This is a genomic window from Streptomyces sp. YPW6, from assembly GCF_018866325.1.
Classification (GTDB): domain Bacteria; phylum Actinomycetota; class Actinomycetes; order Streptomycetales; family Streptomycetaceae; genus Streptomyces.
In genome coordinates this window covers 6,189,197-6,210,932 of record NZ_CP076457.1, presented here as the reverse complement: position 1 = coordinate 6,210,932, position 21,736 = coordinate 6,189,197, and the positions used below count along the sequence as shown (strand labels likewise).

Below are 21,736 nucleotides of genomic sequence, written 5' to 3'. Positions count from 1 at the left end.
TCGGCGGCGGCCTCCGACGAACGGCAGGATCAGGCCATGCCCGCTTCCTTCATCTGCCGCAGCTCCTTCTTCAGTTCGCCGACCTCGTCGCGCAGCCGGGCGGCCACCTCGAACTGCAGATCCGCGGCGGCAGCCCGCATCCGGTCGGTCATCTCCTCGATGATCCCGGCCAGTTCGGTCGCGGGCCGGTCGCCGGTCACCGCGCCGGGCCCGGCGGCCTTGCCCTTCGCCGCCCCCTTCGCCCCGCCCTTGGCCGCCTGGCCGCCGAGCGCGGGCACCGGGGCCTTGGTCTCCTTGCCCTGCCGGTAGCCGGTGCCGAGAAGCTGTTCGGTGTCGATCTCCTCGCGGGCGATCGTCGCGACGATGTCGTTGATCTTCTTGCGCAGCGGCTGCGGGTCGATGCCCCGCTCGGTGTTGTAGGCGATCTGCTTCTCGCGGCGCCGGTTCGTCTCGTCGATCGCCTGCTCCATGGCCGGGGTGACCTTGTCGGCGTACATGTGGACCTGGCCGGAGACGTTGCGGGCGGCGCGGCCGATGGTCTGGATGAGCGAGGTGCCGGAGCGCAGGAAGCCCTGCTTGTCGGCGTCGAGAATGGCCACGAGGGACACCTCGGGGAGGTCGAGGCCCTCGCGCAGCAGGTTGATGCCGACGAGCACGTCGTACTCACCGGAGCGCAGCTCGCGCAGCAGCTCGATGCGGCGCAGGGTGTCGACGTCGCTGTGCAGATAGCGGACCTGGATGCCGAGCTCCAGGAAGTAGTCGGTGAGGTCCTCGGCCATCTTCTTGGTGAGCGTGGTGACCAGGACCCGCTCGTCGCGCTCGGTGCGCTCCCGGATCTCGTGGACCAGGTCGTCGATCTGGCCCTCGGTGGGCTTGACCACGACCTCGGGGTCGACGAGGCCGGTGGGGCGGATGATCTGCTCGACGAACCCGTCGCCACGCGAGAGCTCGTACTTCCCCGGGGTGGCGGAGAGGTAGACCGTCTGGTCGATCCGCTCCAGGAACTCCTCCCACTTCAGCGGCCGGTTGTCCATGGCGGAGGGCAGCCGGAACCCGTGGTCCACGAGGGTCCGCTTGCGGGAGGCGTCGCCCTCGTACATCGCGCCGATCTGCGGGACGGTGACGTGGGACTCGTCCAGGACGAGCAGGAAGTCGTCCGGGAAGTAGTCGAGGAGGGTGTTGGGGGCGGTGCCGGGCGCGCGGTCGTCGAAGTGCATCGAGTAGTTCTCGACGCCGGAGCAGGTGCCGATCTGGCGGAGCATCTCGATGTCGTACGTGGTGCGCATGCGCAGGCGCTGGGCCTCCAGCATCTTGCCCTGCTTCTCCAGCTCGGCCAGACGCTGCTCCAGCTCCTGCTCGATGCCGCTGACGGCCCGCTCCATGCGCTCGGGCCCGGCGACGTAGTGGCTGGCGGGGAAGACGTGGACGGTGGGGTCCTCGCTGATGATCTCGCCGGTGAGCGGGTGGAGCGTGGAGAGGTTCTCGATCTCGTCGCCGAACATCTCGATGCGGACGGCGAGCTCCTCGTAGACCGGGAAGATCTCGATGGTGTCGCCCCGGACCCGGAAGGTGCCGCGCGTGAACGCCAGGTCGTTGCGGGTGTACTGCATCTCGACGAAGCGGCGCAGCAGCTGGTCGCGGTCGATCTCCTCGCCGACCTTGAGCTGGACCATGCGGTCCACGTACTCCTGGGGCGTCCCGAGTCCGTAGATGCAGGAGACGGAGGCGACCACGACGACGTCGCGCCGGGTGAGCAGCGAATTGGTCGCGGAGTGGCGCAGCCGCTCGACCTCCTCGTTGATGGAGGAGTCCTTCTCGATGTAGGTGTCCGACTGCGGGACGTACGCCTCGGGCTGGTAGTAGTCGTAGTACGAGACGAAATACTCCACCGCGTTGTTCGGGAGGAGCTCACGGAACTCGTTGGCCAGCTGGGCGGCGAGCGTCTTGTTCGGCGCCATCACCAGGGTGGGGCGCTGCAGCTTCTCGATCATCCAGGCGGTGGTCGCCGACTTTCCGGTGCCGGTCGCGCCGAGCAGGACGACGTCCTTCTCATCGGCGCGGATACGCCGCTCCAGCTCGGCGATGGCCGTCGGCTGGTCACCGCTGGGCTGGTAGGGGCTGACGACCTCGAAGGGCCGCATGGAACGTTCGATGTGGGAAACGGGCCGCATGCAACCACCGTACGGCTCCCCACTGACAACGGCCTCGGATCAGCGGTACCAGGCTCTTCCCGCGTCCTCCCGGGCGGTGCTCCGCGGGCGCCGCCCGCGCCCGCGCGGATCCTGCCGCACGTGCCGTCGCGCCCGCGGGACCATGCGGTCCCGGGTGTCCCCCGGGCGGCCTCGGAGGCGGAGGTCCGGACCGGGCCCGCCCGCCACCGCCCTGGGGTCGAACAGGAGCACCACGGCGGCGAGGAGCAGGAAGCAGCCGGGGCCCACCAGCATCGGGCCGATCATCTCGGCGGGCCGGTCTCCGGGCAGGACGGCGGACAGGTCGGAGGACAAGGTGGCCGGCAGGTGCAGGTGCACGTCGAGCGCCGCCATGCCGGTGTAGTGCATCCCGGTGACCGCGACGGCCATCAGGACGCTCGCGCCGAGGCCGGAGAGGGCTCCCCGCAGTGTGACGGCCGCCCACAGCGCGGCCGTGGCGGCGCACCCGGCGATCAGCACCGAGAGGACGACCAGGGGGATGTCGTACGCGAACCTGGCGGCCATGCGCATGCCCGCCATGCCGAGATAGTGCATCGAGGCGATTCCGAGGCCGGTGATCGTGCCGCCCGTGATCAACGCCATGCGGGTCGCGCCCCGGTACCCGACAATGAAGATGCCGATGCCGGTCATCACCACGGCCACGGCAAGGCCGGCGAAGGTGAGGGGCTTGTCGTAGGAGATCGGCGTCTCCTGGACGGTGAAGCCCGTCATCGCGACGAAGTGCATGGTCCACACCCCGGATCCGATGGACAGCGAGCCCAGCGCCAGCCAGCCGACCCGACAGGAGCGTGTGGCGTGCAGGGACCGGGTGGTGCAGCGGAGCCCGAGGGCGGCTCCCAGGGCGGCCATGAGGAACGCCGCGACCGGAGTCACCAGGCCGTAGGTGAACCCGTCGACTGTTCCCTGCATACGCGTACGCCCTTCGAGAAGGCCCGGGGTCGAGGAGGGTCCCCAAGGGGCGAGTCCCGGCAGACAGACAAAAGAAGGCGCATCTTATCGGCACGGCCGCACGCCGTGCTCCGGCGGTGGTCCCCGGGACCGAGGGTTCCGTTCATGTCGCGGCCATCGCCACCCCGCCGGGTGTTGGCGGGCCGCTGTCACTCTCTGCGTGTCCGCACACTCCCGACGTGAGGAGTCCCCGTGTTCGTCCGTACCGCAACCGCCTCCACCACGGCCGTCGCCCTGCTCGGCGCAGGCGCCCTGCTGCTGCCCGCCGACCGGCCCGAGACCCCGGATCCGGTCTCCGCGCAGCGGGCGAACCCGGTCGTCGTGGCCCACCGGGGAGCGTCGGGCTACGCCCCGGAGAACACCCTCGCCGCCGCCGACGCCGCGGACGCGCTCGGCATCGACTGGGTCGAGAACGACGTCCAGCGCAGCCGCGACGGCGTGCTCGTCGTGCTGCACGACACCAACCTGAAGCGCACGACGGACGTCGAGGAGGTCTTCCCCGACCGGGCGCCGTGGGCGGTGAAGGACTTCACCGCGGCGGAGCTGGCGGAACTCGACGCGGGCAGCTGGTTCGGGGAGCAGTTCGCCGGGGCCCGGATCCCGACGCTCACCCAGTTCCTGCACCGCCTGGAGCGCAACCGGCAGAAGCTGCTCCTGGAGATCAAGAGCCCGGCGACCTACCCGGGCATCGAGCGCGACATCATCCGGACCCTGGGCCGGTCGGGGTGGCTGGACCGCTCCCACGTGCGGAACCGGCTGGTCATCCAGAGCTTCGGCGCCGACAGCGTGAAGACGGTGCACGCCCTGCGCCCCGACATCACGACCGGCTTCCTGGGCACTCCGGCGGTGGCGGATCTGCCCTCGTACGCGGCGTTCACCGACCAGATCAACCCGTCGTACGCGACGATCGGCGCCGACTACGTGGCGGCGGTCCAGCGGCTGAAGGGCCCGCACGGCAAGCGTCTGCGGGTGAACACGTGGACGGTCAACAAGGCCGCGGACGCGGTGAAGGCGCGTGACTACGGAGTCGACGGCATCATCACCAACTTCCCCGACGTGGTGCGCGACGCGACGAGCTGACGCCGTGCTGTCGAACTGACGCCGTGCTGTCCAGCTGACGCAGTCACGTCGGGCCGGCGCTGTTGCGTCGGGCCGGCGCTGTTGCGTCGGGCCGGCGCTGTTGCGTCGGGCCGGCGTCGCGGCGGGCCGGCGTCGCGGAGGGGCGGTCACGTCGTCGCGACGGGGGCACGCCGTCGCGCCTTCCGCCGGCGGCCTGTCCGCACCGACCGGCCCGTCGCTGTCAGTGGCGGGTCCTACGGTGGTGGGCATGGACAGCTACGAGGTCGGAGGAGAGCCGACCGTCGCATGGGACGTCGTGGACAGCGGCGTCGGCCCGCTGCTGCTCGCGGCGACCGCGACCGGCCTGGTGACCGTGGCCTTCCACGCCCGCCCCGCCGTCCGCGACGCGACACTCGACCGGTTGCGGACCAGGTTCGGCACGGAACCGGTGGCGGCCCCCGGCTCCGCCCGGCTCGCCGAGCCGATACGCGAGCTCGCGGCGTACTTCGCGGGCGCGGCGCGGGACTTCGACCTCGCCCTGGACTGGTCGCTGACCTCCGGCTTCCAGCGTGAGGTGCTCCGCGAGCTGGCGTCCGGGGTGCCCTACGGGACGGTCGTCGGGTACGGCGAGCTGGCCGCGCGGGTGGGCCGGCCGGAGGGGGCGCAGGCGGTGGGCGCGGCCATGGGCGCCAACCCGCTGCCGGTGGTGGTGCCGTGCCACCGGGTGGTGGAGAGCGACGGGGGCCTGGGCGGGTTCGGCGGCGGTACGGAGACCAAGCGACGGCTGCTGGCACTGGAGGGGGTGCTGCCGCAGCCGCTGTTCTAGGTCCACACCGGCCCGGGGTTCCAGGGGCCGAGTGGCCGCGTGTGCCGGAGGGCTGGGCGTTGCGCAGGGCCGGGCGTTCCGGGCGAGGACAGGGGTGTTCGGGGACCAGGGATGCCCGGAGGGGGCTGAGAGGCCGGATGTTCGGGAGGTCCAAGGGCCTGCGTGTGCCGGAGGGCTGGGCGTTCCGGGGGCGAGGGTTCCGGGAGGCCGGTTCAGCCGCACGGCGCCGGGGCTCCGGCCAAGAGGGCCGGCAGCGTCGGGGCGCTCCTCGCGAGGGCGCTTCACCCTCCCGGGTGCACGGCGGCGGCCGGGCGGTGACACACTGCGCCGGTGACGCGTCCCCTCTCCTCTCCCCCGGTCCCGGCCGTCGGCCTGCCCGCTCTGCAGCGGCGGACGTCGGCCGTGCTCGTCATCAGCCAGATACTCGGCGGCCTCGGCGTGGCCATCGGGATCGCCCTGGCCCCGATGCTCGCCGCCGAGGTGAGCGGATCGGAGGCGCTGTCCGGCCTTGCGCCGACCGCGTCCGTCCTCGGCACGGCGCTGCTGTCTCTGCCACTGGCCGCCCTGATGACCTCCCGGGGCCGCCGGGCCGGACTGACGGTGGCCTATCTGATCGGTGCGCTGGGCGGCGGGCTGGTGGTCCTGGCCACGATGCTGCCGAGCTTCCCGCTGCTGCTGCTCGGCATGGCGGGGTTCGGCGCGGGGTCGCTGGCCGGTCTTCAGGCACGGTTCGCCGCGGCCGACCTCGTGGGGCCGGAGCGGCGGGGGCGGGCGATCTCCACCGTGGTCTGGGCGACCACGATCGGCTCGGTCCTGGGCCCCAACATCTCGGCCCCGGCGAGCCGGCTGTTCCGCGGTACGCCGGTGCCCGAGGCGGCCGGGCCCTTCCTCTGCTCGGCCGCGGTCTTTCTGGTCGCCGCACTCGTCGTGGCGCTCGCGCTGCGCCCGGATCCGCTCCTCACCGCCCGGGCCCTGGCTCCCGAGGGCCCGGCGGGGCCGCCGAAGCGCTCCCTGCGCTCCGGGATCGAGGCCGTGCGCGTGTCCCCCATGGCGCGGCTCGCCCTGGTGACGATCACCGTGTCGCACACCGCCATGGTGTCGATCATGGTGATGACCCCGGTCGACCTGAGCCGGCACGGTGCCGGTCTCCAGCTGATCGGGCTCGTCATCAGCGGGCACATCGCGGGCATGTACGCGTTCTCGCCGGTGATGGGGTGGCTGGCCGACCGGTTCGGCCGACTGACCGTGATCGGGCTCGCCGTCGGACTGCTGACCTGCGCCGCGCTGCTCGCGGGCACGGCCGGGCCCCGGCACGGGCAGACCGCGGCGGGCCTCTTCGTGCTGGGGCTCGGCTGGTCGGCGGGGATGATCGCCGGTTCGGCGCTGCTCACCGACGCGGTGCCCCGGTCCGCCCAGGCGGCGGTCCAGGGGCTGAGTGACCTGACCATGAGCGCGGCGGCGGGCATCGGCGGGGCGGCGGCCGGAGTGATCGTCGCCCAGTGGGGGTACGGGCTCCTCAACGCGCTCGGCGCCGCGCTGCTGCTCCCGGTCGCCGCGCTCGCCCTGCGCCGGAGCCTGCGGCGGCCGGCAGCGGCCGACGGCTGACCCGCGCCGCACGACCGGCGGAACGGCCGAACAGCCGATCGACCCGTCCGCCTGCCGACCTGCCTGCCGACCTGCCGACCTGCCCTCAGAGGCTGATGTGGTACGCCTTGCGGAGCGTCTCGTGAACGGTCCAGGTCGTCCGGTCACCCTCGCGCAGGACGCAGGCGTCCCCCGGGCCGACCTCCAGCGTCGCCCCGCCCTCGACCGCGACCGTCGCCCGGCCGCTCACGACCACGAACAGCTCGTTCGCCTCCGTGTCGGTGACCACACCGGGCGTGATCTGCCAGATGCCCCGGATCTGCCGGCCGTCGGGCGACTCCCACAGCACCTTGCCCGTCACCACGGGGTCCCCCGAGACGACCTGCGCCGGATCGAGGGGTTCCGGTACGAGTTCGGCATCCGGGATGTGCACGGCGAAGGAGGCGGGGGCCTGGTCATGTGTCGTCATGGCCGGTCACCTTAGCGACCACTTCCGGCCAGCTGGTGACCGGGACCCGTCGGAGAACGTCCGGCCGTGGTTTGCGCCCCTCGCACCCGCGACAGGGATGGGGCATGCCTCAGAACTCACCAGAACCCTACGAGCCGGTGCTCTCGGCGGAGGTGCGCTCGGCGCTGCATACCGGTCTGCCCGTCGTGGCGCTGGAGTCGACGATCATCGCGCACGGTCTGCCGCGCCCCCGCAACCTCTCCGTCGCCCGCGAGCTGGAGGGGCTCGTACGGTCCGCGGGCGCCGTTCCGGCCACCGTCGCCGTTCTCGACGGCCGGGCCCGTGTGGGCCTCGGCGAGGACCAGTTGGAGCGGGTCGCCGAGGACCCAGCGGTACGCAAGCTGGGGCACCGTGATCTCGCCCCGGCTCTCGCCGCCGGGGCGAGCGGGGCGACGACGGTGTCCGCGACGGCGTTCCTGGCGGCACGGGCGGGCGTCGGCGTCTTCGCCACGGGCGGGCTCGGCGGCGTACACCGGGAATGGGCCGCCGACCAGGACGAGTCGGCCGATCTGCGGCTGCTCGCCCGTACCGGGATCACCGTGGTCTGCGCGGGGATCAAGTCGATCCTCGACGTCCCGGCGACCCTCCAGCGGCTGGAAACCCTCGGCGTCTGCGTCGTCGGCTACGGCACCGGGCACTTCCCCGGCTTCTATCTGAGCAGCTCCGGTGAACCCGTCGACTGGACGGTGCGCAGCCCCGAGGAGGTGGTGGAGGTGATCCGGGCGAGAGAGGCGCTGGGCGGGCCGGCCTCCGCGCTGATCGTCGCCAACCCCGTGGCGGAGGCGGACCAGCTGGATCCGGCCCTGCACGACCGGGTGCTGGCGGAGGCGCTGGACGCGTGCCGGGAGCGGGGCATCTCGGGGCAGGGCGTGACGCCGTTCCTGCTGGACCAGTTGATGCGGAGGACCGGAGGCGCGTCGCTGGAGGCGAACCTCGCGGCCGTACGCGGGAACGTGACGCTCGCGGCGCGGATCGCCGTCACGGCGACGGACACCCCATGAACGGTCCCGGCGGTGGAGGCGCGGTGCGTGGTCGCGGTGAAGCGGTCCCGCCGAGCGGCGACGACCCCGGACACCCCGTGGGCGCCGGGCACCCCGTGGGCCTCGGGCACCCGGTGAGTGCAGGTCACCCCATAGGCCCCGGACAACCCGTGGGCCCCGGACACCGCGTGAACCGCCCGGAGGCCGGGGGTGGGCTCCTGGTGGTGGGGGACGTGGTCACCGATGTGGTGGCGCGGCACGGTGCGGCGCTCACGCACGGTACGGACACGAAGGCCCGGATCCGCACTCTGCCGGGCGGCGCGGGCGCCAACGTCGCCTGCTGGGCCGTGCGTTCGGGCTGTCCGGAGGTCCGGCTGCTCGCCCGGGCCGGGGCGGAGTCCGCAGCCTGGCACCGGGAAGCGCTGGAGGCGGCGGGGGTACGGGCGTTCCTCGCGGTGGACGACGAGGTGCCTACGGCGACCGTCATCGCCCTGGTCGACGCGGCGGCGGAGCGCACGTTTCTGACCGATGGCGGGGCGGTCCTGCGGCTCGCCGCCGAGGACTTCGCGCCCACGATGCTCGACGGCGTGGGACGGCTGCATCTCTCCGGCTATCTCCTGTTCGCCGCGGTGAGCCGGGCAGCCGCCCTGCTCGCCCTGCGCACCGCCGTGGAGCGGGGAATTCCGGTGAGCGTGGACCCGGCGTCGGCCGGATTCCTCGGGGAGCTGGGGCCGAAGCGCTTCCTGGAGTTCGCGGAGGGAGCGGAGTTGCTCCTGCCGAACGCGGACGAGGCCCGGCTGCTCACCGGTCTGCCCGAACCGGACGCCTCGGCGGCCGAGCTGAGCCGGTGGTTCCCGCTGGTCGTGGTCACCCTGGGCGCGGGGGGTGCCGTGGTGGCCGCCGGGGGTGAGGTGATCGGCCGCGTTGCCGCCCCGCCGGTGCCCGAGCCGGTCGACTCGACGGGCGCGGGTGACGCGTTCACCGGCGGGTTCCTGGCGGCCCTGCTGGCCGGCGCGGACGAGGTGACCGCCGCGACCGAGGGCTGCCGGGCGGGGGCGGCGGCCGTGGCCACGGTGGGCGGGCGGCCGCCGGTGCACTGAGGACAGGTGCCTGACCACGCGCACGACGGCGCCCGACACCGGCCGGGCATCGCAGCACGGTCGGCGGGGCCCACGATCGACCGAGCACCCACGCACACGGCGAAGCCCACCGCCGGCCCGGCACCGCGCGGCTCACCCGCTCGTCGGCAGCCCCGACCAGGCCGGGTGCGCGGGATCATCCGCCCGGACCACCACGTCCGCCCGTTCCGTGGGCGCCGCCTCGTCCTCGTACCGGGCGAAGGCGGGCAGGGTCCAGCGGTCCGGCTCCGCCGTGCGCCGCCGCAGCGCCCCCGGCGACAGCCGCAGATGGACGGTGAGCGCGAACGGGAACCAGTGCCCCAGCAGGAACGGGCCGTGCACGACGACCACCCCGCCCTCGGGCAGCGCGTGGTACGGGGTGCGGGTGGCACGGTCCGTCACGGAGTCCCAGAGATCGGGCAGCACCCGCCCGGAGCCTCCCGCCTCCAGCGGCCCGAACACCTCGCGCCACAGCGCCCCGGTGTCGAACCAGCCGTCGAGGTAGGCGTCCGCGTCCTGCTTCCCGTACTCGAAGCGCAGACTCGCCGGGCGCAGGAACCCCTCGGTGGGGACCACCAGGACCGAGCGGCCGAGCAGCCGCAGTTCCTCGGCGAGGCGCTCGGCGGCCTCGCCGGTCCGGGCGGCGGGCGCACCGTCAACCCCGAGGGCGAGCCGGGGGCCGCCGCCGTCCGCGGACAGCCCGTCGCCGTACCGGGCCAGTTCGCGGGCCAGCCGTTCCCAGGTGATCGCTTCGAGTCGCACGGCTCCATCATCGCCGGTCCGGCGGAAGACTTCTCCGGGCGTGAACTCCGGAGGAACGGCATCGCCGGGGGTCACTCCCCGCGCAGCTCCGCCGCGAGCGGGCCGTCGCCCAGCACCTGCGCGCGGCCGTCCTTCACCGCCTCGACGAGGGTCGCCTCACCCCGCGCCAGCTCCAGGCAGACCTCCGCACCGAGGACGATCCGGGCGTCGGGGCGGTCGGCGGGACCGTAGCCGTACACCGCCGCGTACGGCTCGGGGCCCGGCGGCGCGAACTCCGCTCCCCCGCCGACGCGGAGGTGGAACACGCCCTCGTCGAGACGGACTTCGAGGATGCCTTCCCGGGTGAGTCCGGTGACAGCGCCGAGCAGCGGCAGGGCGGACCAGTGGGCCCGCACCGCGTCGGTGGGGCGGCGCTCGGCGAGGGCGGGGGCGCCCCATGCGGCGAGGGCGGTGAGGACGGGCAGGAGGCCGTGGCCGCGCTCGGTCAGCTCGTAGACGGAGGCCGCCGACGGGGGCGGCAGCTTGCGGCGCAGGGCGAGTCCCGACTGCTCCATGTCCTTCAGCCGGGAGGCCAGCACGTCGGTGCTGACGCCGGGCAGGTCGGCGTGCAGGTCCGTGTACCGGCGCGGCCCGCCCAGCAGTTCACGGACGATCAGCAGCGTCCACCGGTCCCCGACGGAGTCGAGGGCGCGGGCGGTCGCGTCGAACTGGTCGTAGCTCCGGCGACGGACGGGGCGTGCTGCTGGACGTGCTGCTGGCTGCTGCTGACGTGGCATGCGACGCAGTCTAGACATGTTGTTGGACTTTCCAAGCTCCAGCTTGGTAAAACCAAGTATCGCAATTCGGCTCGGGAGGCAGCGCATGGAGTTCCGGCAGTCCAGCAAGCTCAACGAGGTCTGCTACGAGATCCGGGGCCCGGTCATCGAGCACGCCAACGCCCTGGAGGAAGCGGGCCACAGCGTCCTCCGGCTCAACACGGGCAACCCCGCGCTCTTCGGCTTCGAGGCGCCCGAGGAGATCGTCCAGGACATGATCCGGATGCTGCCGCAGGCCCACGGCTACACCGATTCGCGCGGCGTCCTCTCGGCCCGGCGGGCGGTGGCCCAGCGCTACCAGTCGATGGGGCTGACCGAGGTCGGCGTGGACGACGTGTTCCTCGGCAACGGGGTCTCCGAGCTGATCTCGATGGCCGTGCAGGCGCTGCTGGAGGACGGCGACGAGGTGCTGATCCCGGCTCCGGACTTCCCCCTGTGGACGGCGGTGACCACGCTCGCGGGCGGCAGGGCCGTGCACTACGTCTGCGACGAGGAGTCCGACTGGAACCCGGATCTCGCCGACATGGCCGCCAGGATCACCGACCGGACGAAGGCCGTCGTGATCATCAACCCGAACAACCCCACCGGCGCGGTCTATCCGCGCGAGATCCTGGAAGGCATCCTCGATCTGGCCCGGCGCCACGGGCTGATGGTGTTCGCCGACGAGATCTACGACCAGATCCTGTACGACGGCGCCGAGCACCACAGTGCCGCCGTCCTCGCCCCGGACCTGGTCTGCCTGACCTTCAGCGGCCTGTCGAAGACGTACCGGGTGGCCGGGTTCCGCTCAGGCTGGATGGTGGTGTCCGGCCCGCGCCAGCACGCCCGCAACTACCTGGAGGGCCTGACCATGCTGGCCTCCATGCGGCTGTGTCCCAACGCGCCCGCGCAGTACGCCATTCAGGCCGCGCTCGGGGGCCGGCAGTCCATCAAGGAGCTGGTGGCCCCGGGCGGGCGGCTGCACGAGCAGCGCGACCGGGCCTGGGAGCGGCTGAACGAGATCCCCGGCGTCTCGTGCGTGAAGCCGAAGGGCGCGCTCTACGCCTTCCCGCGGATCGATCCGAAGGTGCACGAGATCGTCGACGACGAGAAGTTCGTGCTCGACCTGCTGCTGCGGGAGAAGATCCAGGTGGTGCAGGGCACCGGCTTCAGCTGGCCGCGCCCGGACCACTTCCGCATCCTGACCCTCCCGTACGCCGACGACCTCGACGCGGCGATCAGCCGCATCGGCCGCTTCCTCAGCGGATACCGACAGTGAGCCCCCGCCCGTCCTCTCCGGCGTGCGCTCCTCGCACACCCCGGTCGCCCGGGACGCCGGCCGGGGCATCCATGGCCGGTCCCCCGTAGAGGGGACCGGCTCGGTCCTCCGGGAGCCGGCGGGTGGGGGCCCTGGGCCCATGCCTCGGCCGCTTCCAGGGCGGGCAGCTTGCGGACGAAGGTGTCGAGGCCGGTCAGCCGCTTCCCCGGAAAGAGGGGCGACTCGCCGCTGACCAGGGCTTTTTCACCGTACGTAGTGCGGGTCGTCGTCCCCGGCCGTGTCCGGGACGAAGTCGCCGGCGAGCAGGGCTTCGAGGGCGGACACCGGGTCGGGGTCCGGGGCGGCGCGCGGCCACCAGTCGTCGACGCCGGGGTCGGACTCGTAGCCGTACCAGCGCAGGTCCTGGCCGAAGCGGAGCTGGAGCGAACCGGCCGGGTGGGTGAGGTGGTTGCGCCACGGCGTGAAGCGCGGGAAGCCGGCGGTGAAGAGCGCGGGCCGGGCCCGGTCGAAGGGACCGGCCGGCGGGTCCCACGGCGTCTCCAGGGCGGCCAGGCCCTCGGCCTCGCCCTGGCGCCAGGCGGCGACGGCACGGGCCAGGTCGGTGGTGGTGCGCCCGGTGGCGTACGCCAGCTCGCGGTAGAGCGCGCGGGTGGAGGCGGTGAGTCCGGCGGTCGGACGCGCGGCGGCGATACGGACGGCGTCCTGCCATGCGGAGAGCCCGGCCAGCGGATCGCGGCCGGTGACCAGCAGCGCGTGGGCGCGGGCGACGGCGTCGGTGGCCAGGTGATCCAGGCCCAGCGGGTCACGGGCACCGGGCAGGTCCGGATACGACGGTGGCTGTCCGGGGTGCGGCGGAACGGGCCGGGGCGGCGGGAGCTGCGGCAGGAAGCGGGTGGCGAAGGCCTCGCCCGCATCGACCGAGGGCATGGCCGGGGCGGCGGGCCGCTCGCGGGCGGAGTGCTCGGCGTTGCGCCGGCCGAGCGCCTCCAGGAGCTCGCGCTCGCCCCGGCCCCGCATCAGCAGCAGAACGAACGGGTCACGGTCGAGCAGCAGCGCCGTCTGGAAGCAGAGAGCGGCGACATGCTTGCAGGGCCGCCCGTGGTCGGGGCAGGTGCAGCTGGGGTCGAGGTCGTCGGCGGCGGGCAGCAGCCGGACCCCGGCCTCCTCGGCCGTACGGGCCAGGGAGTGCGGCATCTCCTTGGCGAGCAGCGCGGACAGATGGCCGGGCCGCTCGGCGACCGCGTCGAGCAGAGCCTCCCAGCCCGGGTCGGCGAAGGTGCGCAGGCGCAGTTCGGCGCGGTAGGGGCGGGCCCGGCTGCCGTGCACATAGGCGACGACGCGGCCCGGAGTGACGGTGATCGCGGCGACCTGACCGTCGTCGGCGTACGCCCGGCCGCGGGCGAGGCGGGCCTCGTCCATCGACAGGGACTCCAGCGCTTCCACCCAGGCCCGGCCCCACCAGCTGGCCGCGAAGGGCTCGCCCTCGGCGGAGGTACGGGCGGGCACCGCCTCGAAGGTGCGCCGCAGGTCGTCCGGGCCGATCCGGGCACGCGGGGCGGATCTCCGGGCGGCCGGGCCGGTGGTCGGACGGGGGCTCATGCGGGCCTCCGCAGGGACACGAGGTCGGCGAGGTCACGGTCGCTCAGCTCGGTCAGGGCGCTCTCCCCGCTGCCGAGGACCGCGTCCGCCAGAGCCCGCTTGGACTCCAGCAGCTCGGCGATCCGGTCCTCCACCGTGCCCTCGGCGATGATCCGGTGGACCTGGACGGGCTGGGTCTGGCCGATCCGGTACGCCCGGTCGGTCGCCTGCTCCTCCACGGCCGGGTTCCACCAGCGGTCGAAGTGGACGACATGGGCGGCGCGGGTGAGATTCAGCCCCGTGCCGGCCGCTTTGAGGGAGAGCAGGAAGACGGGAACCTCGGCGGACTGGAAGCGGTCCACCATCCGCTCCCGCTCGGCCACCGGCGTACCGCCGTGCAGGAGCTGGGAGGGAATCGCGCGGGAGGCGAGGTGCGCGGAGAGGAGCTGCGCCATCGACACGTACTGGGTGAAGATGAGGACCGAGCCGTCCTCGGACAGGATCGTGTCGAGCAGTTCGTCGAGGAGGGCGAGCTTGCCGGAGCGGCCGCTGAGCCGGGTGGGCCCCTCCTTCAGATACTGCGCCGGGTGGTTGCAGATCTGCTTGAGCGAGGTCAGCAGCTTCATGATCAGACCCCGGCGGGCGATGCCCTCGGCCGCCTCGATCTGCGCCATCGTCTCGCGGACCGCAGCCTCGTAGAGCGTGACCTGCTCACGGGTGAGGGAGACGGGGTGGTCGGTCTCCGTCTTGGGCGGCAGCTCGGGGGCGATGCCGGGGTCGGACTTCTTGCGGCGCAGGAGGAAGGGGCGCACCAGCCGGGACAGCCGCTCGACCGCCTCGTCGTTGCCGAGGCCGGCGGCGGTGTCCGTGCTCTCCACGATCCGGGCGTGCCGGGCACGGAACGCCTTGAGCGGGCCGAGCAGTCCGGGGGTCGTCCAGTCGAGGAGCGCCCACAGCTCGGAGAGGTTGTTCTCGACGGGGGTGCCGGTGAGGGCGACCCGGGCGGGGGCCGGGATGGTGCGCAGCGCCTTGGCGGTGGAGGAGTGCGGATTCTTGACGTGCTGGGCCTCGTCGGCGACGACCAGGCCCCAGCTCTGCCCGGCGAGCTGGGCTGCGCTGGAGCGCATCGTGCCGTAGGTGGTGAGGACGAAACCGCCGTCCGGGTCGCTCAGGCTCCGGTCCGAGCCGTGGAAGCGGCGCACGGGCACGCCGGGAGCGAAGCGGTTGATCTCGCGGTGCCAGTTGCCGAGGAGGGAGGCGGGGCAGACGACGAGGGTGGGCGAGGGGTGCGCCCGGTGCAGATGGAGGGCGATGAGGGTGATGGTCTTGCCGAGGCCCATGTCGTCGGCGAGGCAGCCGCCGAGCCCCAGCGACGTCATCCGGTCCAGCCAGGCCAGGCCGCGCAGTTGGTAGTCGCGCAGGGTCGCGTCCAGACCGGGCGGCGGAACGACGGCCGTGTCGTCGGCGAGGAGGCGGGTCCGGAGCGCGGCGAGCGCCCCGGCCGGGACGGCGTCCACCCGCTCGCCGTCCACCTCGGCGCTGCCGGTGAGCGCGACGGCCAGCGCGTCCACCGGATCCAGGAGCCCCAGCTCCCGCTTGCGCGCCTTGCGTACGAGGGCGGGGTCGACGACCACCCACTGGTCGCGCAGCCGCACCACCGGGCGGTGCGCCTCGGCCAGGAGGTCCATCTCGGCCTCGGTCAGCCGCTCGTCGCCCAGGGACAGCTGCCAGTCGAAGGCGAACAGGTGCTCGGCGTCGAAGAAGGACGTGCCGTCGGTGGCCGATCCGGGCGCGGGCCGCACGACGGCGGCCGCGGTGAGCGAGCGGGCCAGCTCGCGCGGCCAGCGCACCTCGACCCCGGCGGCGGCCAGCCGGGCCCCGGCGTCGCCCAGCAGCTCGTACAGCTCGTCCTCGGTGATCGTGAGCACATCGGGGACGGGCTGACCCAGGAGTCGTTCCAGCGGGGTCCAGACACGGGCGGCACGGCGCAGCGCCAGCACCGCGTCGACCTGGGAGCGCGGCCCGAACGGCTCGTCCGCCCCGCCGTTCCACAAGGCCGCCGCGTCCACCACGTGGGTCGGGTCGGCGAGGCTGTGCACCTGCACGATCGCCGCGGCGGCGGGGCGGGCCGCCGGGTCGTCCGCGCTCTGCGGCCGGGCGGGGCCGCCGGCGGTCTCCGCCTCCTCGCGGCCGACGGTGAGCGCGTAGGTGTCGGCGGTGTCGAACAGCTCGTACGCGGAGAGATCCAGGCGCAGCGAGACCCGCACGCCCGCGTCCAGGCCGGAAGCCACCTCGACGGCCCAGGCGGCGGCCCGGGGCAGATGCTGGGGCTCCCGGGCGGCGAACGGCGCGCCCATCGCGAACGCGGCGGCCGGCGTGCGCGGCAGCGTGTCGGCGACGGCGTCCAGGAACGCACCGGCCAGCGTCTGGGGATCGGGCAGCCCGGGCGGCTCGGAGCCGGGGACCGGCACGGCGTGCCCCTCGGGGGGCAGGGCGGCGGCGATCGCCCGCAGATGCGCCACGTCCTCGGCGTCCGACGGGCCGGCCCGCCAGGCGTCGTGGCCGTCCGCCGTGAGCCCGGGGAGGATCCGGCCGCGCGCCACGAGGTGCAGGGCGTGCAGGGCCGCCGCGCCCCAGCAGCGCGTGGCGGGGTGGGCGGACGCCTGCTGCCGGGCCCGGACGAGCAGCGGCAGCGCGTCGGCCACGGACAGCAGGGCGGCGGGCACCTCGGTGGAGCGGACACCTCCGGGCCCCGCGGTGTCGTCCGGCCGGACGACCGTGAGCCGGACGGAGGTGTACGGGACGGTGTCGTGGCGCACGGTGGCGTCGGCGTACGCCGAGGGGGTCCCGCTCCGCTCGGGCGCGCAGCCGGACTCCCACGGGCCGCCGTCGGGGAGGGGGCCGCCGTCGGTGTGGGGGTCCCAGAAGGCGATGCGGCCTTCCCTGGGCACCGGTCCGGGCAGGAAGACCGCGGGGTGGCGCAGCAGGCGGGCCGCGTCGGCGGTCCGGGGCGCACCGGCGGTCCGGGGCGCGCCAGCGGTGTCCGGGGCCGTGTCCTCACGGGTCCGCTCCGTCATGCCCACTCCCCTCCCGCTCGATCTCCGGCGCCCGAGACCCCGATGGCCGGGGCTCCGGTCTCCGTCGGCACGGAGTCCTCTCCGTCCGCACGGAACGTACTGACTCAGCGAGTCTAGGCGGGAGGTCTGACACCGCGGATGCCCGGCGCATCGCTCCAGGTCAGCGGCGGCTCGCCCGGCCAGGAGCACGTCCTGTGCGCCCCGGCTCCGCGAGCGGCCCGCCACGCTCGGTGAGGGCCGGAGGGCTGCGGTGGGTGTCCCCCGTCATGCGGCGGCTCGCCCGGTCGGCCGCGTCCGGGATGCCGCCGGCCGCCGGGCCGGGCAGGGTGGCCAGCGCCAGCACGTCTTTTCCGACGTTCCGACTTCGCCGGACGAGCACCGGACGAGCAGACGAGGACCCGCCCATGTCCGTGACCGCTACCGTTCCCCGCCGCCGACACCGTCTCGGACTCGCCGCCGGAGTCACGCTGCTCGCCCTCGCCGCCACGGGCTGTTCCGGGCTGGGCCGCACCGCGGTGGGCCCGGTGACCTACACGACGGAGCGCGAAGCGGTGATCCAGGTGAACAGCCCGTCGGTACGCGGCTGCCACCGGATCGCCCCGGCGGGGGCCCACGAGGTGGAGAACGGGACGCTGGTCGACGTGATCCTCTACCGCACCCGTGACTGCACGGGTGCGGGGACGACCTATGTGCCGACCCGGTTCAGCGATGTGACGGCGCCGGGCAGCGGCCCGTGGCGCAGCTACAGCTTCGTGCACTGACCGGCGGACGCCGACGCGTCGAGCAGGGCCCGGCCCCGGTCGGTCCCGCCGGCGCGTCGAGCAGGGCAGGGTCGGTCCGGTCCCGCCGGCGCGTCGAGCGGGGCAGGGCCGGTCCGGGTCAGGGCGCCGGGCGGGCCGTCAGCCAGGTGCCGTCGTCGGTCAGGGTGCGGTCCACCGGGAGACCGGCCGCCGCGAGGTGTCCGGTCAGGTCCTCGTCGGACAGCTCCCCGACAGGAAGGTCCGCGTCCACCGCGCGTCGTCGACGTGACACCCGGCGCGTACCGAGCGCGCACCGTCGCCCACCGCAAGCACCGAGACGATCCGGACCAGGCAGCCGGAGGGGTCGGTCCGCTCCCACGGAAGCCCCGAGCGGTGCGCCGCGCCCTCGCGCGGGACGAGGACGATCCCGTCGTCCCGCACCTGGGCGCGGCAGGCGCGCAGCACCCCGTCGCGCACCCGGTGCTCGCCCGCGAGGAGCAGGAACGAGCCGTCCACGGGTGCGGTTCCCGCACCGCCGCCGCCCCTTCCGCCGCCCTCTCTTCCGGCGCCTTTCCGTTCCGGCGCCGGGTGGGTCCATGCTGGAGGGTGAGGTGATCGCCATGCGTACGGGCAGTGAACCCGTGACCGCCCGCAGTCCCCTGCGGATGCGGCTCTGGCTGAGCCTGTGGGGAACGGCCTGGGCGCTTTTCGGCCTGGTGGCCTTCGCGATGAACGGGCGGCCGGGCTGGGCGGCGGCCTGCGCGGTGGTGCTGGTCCTCGCCGTGGTGGATCTCGGCGTGATCACGTACCGCATGCGCCAGGGCCCGCGCTACCAGCCGGGGCGGGACGTCCCGCCGTACGAGCCGGACCGCGGCGAGGGCCGGACGCGCGGGCGGCTTGCCGACGGCGGACGGCCGGGCGGCGGACGAACCGATCCGCCCTCCCGGCGCCCCTGATACGCCTCCTCAGTCCCGCTCCTCGAACCTCGCCGCCCGCAGGTACTCCGGCTTCGGGTCCAGCGCCGCGGCCAGGCGGAAGTGCCGGGTCGCCCGTTCCGGGTTGCCGGACCGTTCGAAGGTGCGGGCCAGAGCGAAGTGGGCGAACGCGTTGTCCGGCTCGCGCTCCAGCACCAGCTCGAATTCCAGCTCGGCAGGGCGCAGTTGGGCGGCGGCGAAGAAGGCGCGGGCCCTCAGCAGCCGGGCCGCGGTGTTCTCCGGGTGCGCGGCGATCACCGAGTCGAGGAGCTTGACGGCGCCCCGGGGGTCCCGGGCGTCGAGCAGTCGCTCGGCCGCACGGAAGTCGATGACGTCGGTCTCCGGGTTCCTTTCGGGCACGGTCGTGTCCCTTCCTCTCCTGGCGCTCTCGTCGCACGGGTGGAACATCCGGCCCGGTCGCGTTGTTCCGGCAGGAGCGGTCCCGCCGGGCCGCGCTCAGCGGGCGGCGGCTCTGCGGACCAGCTCGTCCCAGACCTCGCGGACCCGGGCGTCCAGCGCCTCGCGCGGTCCGTCGTTGTCCACGATCAGGTCGGCGACGGCCCGGCGCTCCTCGCGGGTCGCCTGGGCGGCCATCCTGGCACGGGCGTCGGCCTCCGTCATGCCGCGCAGCGTCACGAGCCGGTCGAGCCGGGTCTCGGCGGAGGCGTCGACGACCACGACCAGGTCGTAGAGGGGAGCCAGCTTGTTCTCGGTGAGGAGGGGGACGTCGTGGACGACGACGGCGTCCTCGGGAGCCGCCCGTTCCAGCTCGGCGGCGCGGGCGCCCACCAGGGGGTGGACGATCGCGTTGAGGGCGGCCCGGCGCCCGTCGTCGGCGAAGACGAGCGCGCCGAGCGCCGGACGGTCCAGGGCGCCCTCCGCGGTCAGGACGGCCGGCCCGAACTCCTCGACGACGGCCGCGAGTCCGGGCGTTCCGGGCTCGACGACCTCGCGGGAGATCAGGTCGGAGTCGATGAGGACGGCACCGTACGAGACGAGCAGCCGCGACACTTCGCTCTTGCCGGCGCCGATGCCGCCGGTCAGGCCCACTTTCAGCATGGGCCGCAGCCTACGGGCCGGTCCCGGCCGGTCAGCCCTCGCCCTCCCGCTCGGCGAGGAACCGCTCGAACTCGCGGCCGATCTCGTCGGCGGACGGCAGGTCGGCCGGCTCGGCGACGAGGTTGCCACGCGTCTCGGAGCCGGCGACGGCGTCGTACTGGTGCTCAAGGCCCTCGACGAGGGAGACGAGTTCCTCGTCGCCCTGCCGGACCTGCCGGTCGATCTCGGTCTGCGTGCGGTGCGCCTCGGTGCGCAGGGAGTGCGCGAGAGCGGGCAGCACCAGACCGGTGGCGGCGGTGATCGCCTCCAGCGCGGTGAGCGCCGCGTCCGGGTAGGCGGAGCGGGCCACGTAGTGCGGTACGTGGGTGGCGACCCCGAGGACGTCGTGGCCGGCCTCCATCAGCCGGTACTCCACGAGGGCCTCGGCGGATCCCGGCACCTGGGCCTCGTCGAAGGGGCTGCGGTGGCCGGGCATCAGGTCGGTGCGGTTGCCGTGCGGGGTGATGCCGACGGGGCGGGTGTGCGGGACGCCCATGGGGATGCCGTGGAAGTTCACCGCGAGCCGGACGCCGAGGCGCTCGACGATCTGCTCGACGGCGGCCGCGAACCGCTCCCACTCCACGTCCGGCTCCGGGCCCGACAGCAGCAGGAAGGGCGCGCCGGTCGCGTCCTGGACCACCCGGACCTCCAGGGAGGGCGCCTCGAAGGACGCCCAGCGGTCGCGCCGGAAGGTGAGCAGGGGGCGCCGTGCGCGGTAGTCGACGAGCCGGTCGTGGTCGAAACGCGCGACGACCTGGTGCGGCAGCGTCTCCAGCAGGCCCTCGACGATCTGCTCGCCGGTCTCGCCCGCGTCGATGTAGCCGTCGAAGTGGTAGAGCATGACCAGGCCGGCCGACTCCTGCGCCAACGCCATGTCGACGACGGCCAGGCCCTTCGGCTCCCATTCGTACAAACTCTGCGGATCAGGCACGGTTACCGCTCCTCCTCGTGTTCCTAGGCAAGAACACGGCCGGCGGCGCACGCATTCCCCACCTCTGATCCTTCCCCTCCGGGACAGGGCACAGCACGTCAGTTGCCGCCGCCGCAGGGACCTTTCACCGGGTGCGCCACCACCCGCCGATATTGGTCCAGACCTTGACGCACCCTGTCACCGTCCCTACCGTCACTGGGCAGCACGTTCAGAGACACGCCCCTCATTCATGTACGGGAACATCTGGACTCCTCCCACGGGAAGGCACCCCCATGCGCACCCGATCCCCCCTCACCGTTCTGCTCGCCGCCGCCCTGGCCGCCGGTGGCCTCACCCTGGCCGGCGCCGCACCCGCGCACGCCGCGGTCATCGACGTGAGCACCGCGGCCCAGCTCAAGTCGGCGCTCACCACCGTCTCCCCCGGCGACACGATCCGGCTCGCCGACGGCACGTACACCGGTAACTTCAAGGCCACCCGCCCCGGCACCTCCGGGGCGCGGATCACCCTGACCGGTTCCAGCGGGGCGGTGCTCACCGCGGGCGGAGGCTACGGGCTGCACCTCAACGGCGCCTCGTACTGGACGGTCCACGGGGTCACGGTCAGGGGCGGGCAGAAGGGCATCGTGACCGACGCGGCGAACGGTGTCGTGATCGACGGGGTGACCGTGCACGACCTCGACATGGAAGGAGTCCACTTCCGCAGGTCCAGCAGGAACGGCGTCCTGAAGAACTCCCGGATCCACGACACCGGGCAGAACGGGCGCGGCATGGGCGAGGGTGTGTACGTCGGTTCCGCCGGCGACCTGTCCGACCGGAGCGACAACGCGCAGATCCTGAACAACACCATCGGGCCGGACGTCGGCGGCGAGTCCGTCGACATCAAGGAGGGCACGACCGGCGCGCGGATCATCGGCAACACCTTCGACGGCCGGGGGCTGACCGGCGCCAACTACGACGACTCATGGGTCGATGTGAAGGGCAACGACGTCCTGGTCGAGGGCAACAGGGGGTCGCGCACCACCAACAACGGCTACGAGACGCACACCCAGCAGAGCGGCTGGGGGTGCGGCACCGTCTTCCGGAACAACTCCTCGGACCTGACCGGCGCCACCGGCGACCGGCGGCTCGCCATCAACGTGACGAACCAGAGCTCCAGTTGCCGCACCACGGTCCACGCGAGCAACACCGTCACCGGCGGCAGGGGACTGACCAACATCGCCGTCACACCGTGACGGACCGACCACGCGAGTGAGGCCCGCCCCCCGAAGGG

Annotated in this window: 20 protein-coding genes and 1 pseudogene; 9 read left to right on the top strand and 12 right to left on the bottom strand. The window is 73.6% G+C overall.

Features of this window, described 5'->3' with window-relative positions; genetic code table 11:
- Nucleotides 1–29: 29 nt before the first annotated feature.
- Both uvrB and KME66_RS27190 read right to left on the bottom strand, forming a co-directional pair.
- A complete protein-coding gene (gene uvrB / locus KME66_RS27195) occupies nt 30–2,171 on the bottom strand; it encodes an excinuclease ABC subunit UvrB (RefSeq protein ID WP_216327010.1) in 2,142 nt (713 codons plus the stop codon).
- 39 nt (nt 2,172–2,210) lie between these two features.
- Nucleotides 2,211–3,119 carry an MHYT domain-containing protein gene (locus tag KME66_RS27190; RefSeq protein WP_216327007.1) on the bottom strand — a complete coding sequence of 303 codons (909 nt, stop codon included), beginning with the start codon at nt 3,117–3,119 and terminating at the stop codon, nt 2,211–2,213.
- Between the two features lie 231 nt (nt 3,120–3,350).
- Here KME66_RS27190 and KME66_RS27185 point away from each other — a divergent pair, with 231 nt between their 5' ends.
- From KME66_RS27185 to KME66_RS27175, 3 genes are all read left to right on the top strand, one after another.
- Nucleotides 3,351–4,238, top strand: a complete 888-nt coding sequence (locus tag KME66_RS27185; RefSeq protein WP_073217530.1) for a glycerophosphodiester phosphodiesterase family protein — start codon at nt 3,351–3,353, stop codon at nt 4,236–4,238.
- 247 nt (nt 4,239–4,485) lie between these two features.
- Entirely contained in the window at nt 4,486–5,043 is a 558-nt protein-coding gene (locus KME66_RS27180) for a methylated-DNA--[protein]-cysteine S-methyltransferase (protein WP_216327005.1), read from the top strand.
- A gap of 330 nt (nt 5,044–5,373) precedes the next feature.
- Nucleotides 5,374–6,648: an MFS transporter gene (locus tag KME66_RS27175; RefSeq protein WP_216327004.1), complete on the top strand. Its 1,275-nt coding sequence runs from the start codon at nt 5,374–5,376 to the stop codon at nt 6,646–6,648.
- 85 nt (nt 6,649–6,733) lie between these two features.
- Here KME66_RS27175 and KME66_RS27170 read toward each other — a convergent pair whose 3' ends face one another.
- Entirely contained in the window at nt 6,734–7,096 is a 363-nt protein-coding gene (locus tag KME66_RS27170) for a cupin domain-containing protein (protein ID WP_073217535.1), read from the bottom strand.
- Between the two features lie 104 nt (nt 7,097–7,200).
- On the opposite strand from KME66_RS27170, the gene KME66_RS27165 reads away from it, so the two are divergent.
- Both KME66_RS27165 and KME66_RS27160 read left to right on the top strand, forming a co-directional pair.
- Nucleotides 7,201–8,136 (top strand): pseudouridine-5'-phosphate glycosidase, encoded by a 936-nt coding sequence (locus tag KME66_RS27165; protein WP_216327001.1) that lies wholly within the window; start codon nt 7,201–7,203, stop codon nt 8,134–8,136.
- 167 nt (nt 8,137–8,303) lie between these two features.
- A complete protein-coding gene (locus KME66_RS27160; RefSeq protein WP_216326999.1) occupies nt 8,304–9,215 on the top strand; it encodes a carbohydrate kinase family protein in 912 nt (303 codons plus the stop codon).
- A 132-nt stretch (nt 9,216–9,347) separates the two neighbouring features.
- On the opposite strand, the gene KME66_RS27155 is transcribed toward KME66_RS27160, so the two are convergent.
- Entirely contained in the window at nt 9,348–9,995 is a 648-nt protein-coding gene (locus tag KME66_RS27155) for a uridine kinase (protein ID WP_216326996.1), read from the bottom strand.
- Nucleotides 9,996–10,066: 71 nt separating this feature from the next.
- Nucleotides 10,067–10,771, bottom strand: coding sequence for a helix-turn-helix domain-containing protein (locus tag KME66_RS27150; protein WP_253208490.1), 705 nt, complete (start codon nt 10,769–10,771; stop codon nt 10,067–10,069).
- 85 nt (nt 10,772–10,856) lie between these two features.
- Here KME66_RS27150 and KME66_RS27145 point away from each other — a divergent pair, with 85 nt between their 5' ends.
- Nucleotides 10,857–12,068, top strand: a complete 1,212-nt coding sequence (locus KME66_RS27145; RefSeq protein ID WP_073217544.1) for a pyridoxal phosphate-dependent aminotransferase — start codon at nt 10,857–10,859, stop codon at nt 12,066–12,068.
- A gap of 243 nt (nt 12,069–12,311) precedes the next feature.
- Here the strand turns inward: KME66_RS27145 and KME66_RS27140 are convergent, their stop codons facing one another.
- From KME66_RS27140 to KME66_RS27130, 3 genes are all read right to left on the bottom strand, one after another.
- Complete coding sequence (locus KME66_RS27140; RefSeq protein ID WP_216326990.1) at nt 12,312–13,667, bottom strand: SWIM zinc finger family protein; 1,356 nt, start codon at nt 13,665–13,667, stop codon at nt 12,312–12,314.
- A complete protein-coding gene (locus KME66_RS27135; protein WP_216326987.1) occupies nt 13,664–16,723 on the bottom strand; it encodes a DEAD/DEAH box helicase in 3,060 nt (1,019 codons plus the stop codon). The genes KME66_RS27140 and KME66_RS27135 overlap by 4 nt, the downstream gene beginning before the upstream one ends.
- A gap of 160 nt (nt 16,724–16,883) precedes the next feature.
- On the bottom strand, nt 16,884–17,066 hold the full coding sequence (locus tag KME66_RS27130) for a hypothetical protein (RefSeq protein WP_216326985.1): 183 nt from the start codon (nt 17,064–17,066) through the stop codon (nt 16,884–16,886).
- Between the two features lie 61 nt (nt 17,067–17,127).
- Here KME66_RS27130 and KME66_RS27125 point away from each other — a divergent pair, with 61 nt between their 5' ends.
- On the top strand, nt 17,128–17,484 hold the full coding sequence (locus KME66_RS27125; RefSeq protein WP_216326982.1) for a hypothetical protein: 357 nt from the start codon (nt 17,128–17,130) through the stop codon (nt 17,482–17,484).
- 118 nt (nt 17,485–17,602) lie between these two features.
- Here the strand turns inward: KME66_RS27125 and KME66_RS27120 are convergent.
- Nucleotides 17,603–17,973, bottom strand: a pseudogene (locus tag KME66_RS27120) (SAM-dependent methyltransferase); the annotation flags it as partial.
- Nucleotides 17,974–18,059: 86 nt separating this feature from the next.
- On the opposite strand from KME66_RS27120, the gene KME66_RS27115 reads away from it, so the two are divergent.
- The gene (locus KME66_RS27115; protein ID WP_216326979.1) at nt 18,060–18,419 is read left to right on the top strand and encodes a DUF6343 family protein; all 360 of its coding nucleotides are present in this window, start codon (nt 18,060–18,062) and stop codon (nt 18,417–18,419) included.
- Nucleotides 18,420–18,428: 9 nt separating this feature from the next.
- Here KME66_RS27115 and KME66_RS27110 read toward each other — a convergent pair whose 3' ends face one another.
- The 3 genes from KME66_RS27110 to KME66_RS27100 form a co-directional block, all read right to left on the bottom strand.
- Nucleotides 18,429–18,797, bottom strand: a complete 369-nt coding sequence (locus KME66_RS27110; RefSeq protein ID WP_073217552.1) for a tetratricopeptide repeat protein — start codon at nt 18,795–18,797, stop codon at nt 18,429–18,431.
- Between the two features lie 96 nt (nt 18,798–18,893).
- Entirely contained in the window at nt 18,894–19,496 is a 603-nt protein-coding gene (gene coaE, locus KME66_RS27105) for a dephospho-CoA kinase (RefSeq protein ID WP_073217555.1), read from the bottom strand.
- A 31-nt stretch (nt 19,497–19,527) separates the two neighbouring features.
- Nucleotides 19,528–20,466: a PAC2 family protein gene (locus tag KME66_RS27100; RefSeq protein WP_216326976.1), complete on the bottom strand. Its 939-nt coding sequence runs from the start codon at nt 20,464–20,466 to the stop codon at nt 19,528–19,530.
- Between the two features lie 272 nt (nt 20,467–20,738).
- Between KME66_RS27100 and KME66_RS27095 the strand changes: the two genes are divergently transcribed.
- A complete protein-coding gene (locus tag KME66_RS27095; RefSeq protein ID WP_216326974.1) occupies nt 20,739–21,698 on the top strand; it encodes a right-handed parallel beta-helix repeat-containing protein in 960 nt (319 codons plus the stop codon).
- Nucleotides 21,699–21,736: the final 38 nt, after the last annotated feature.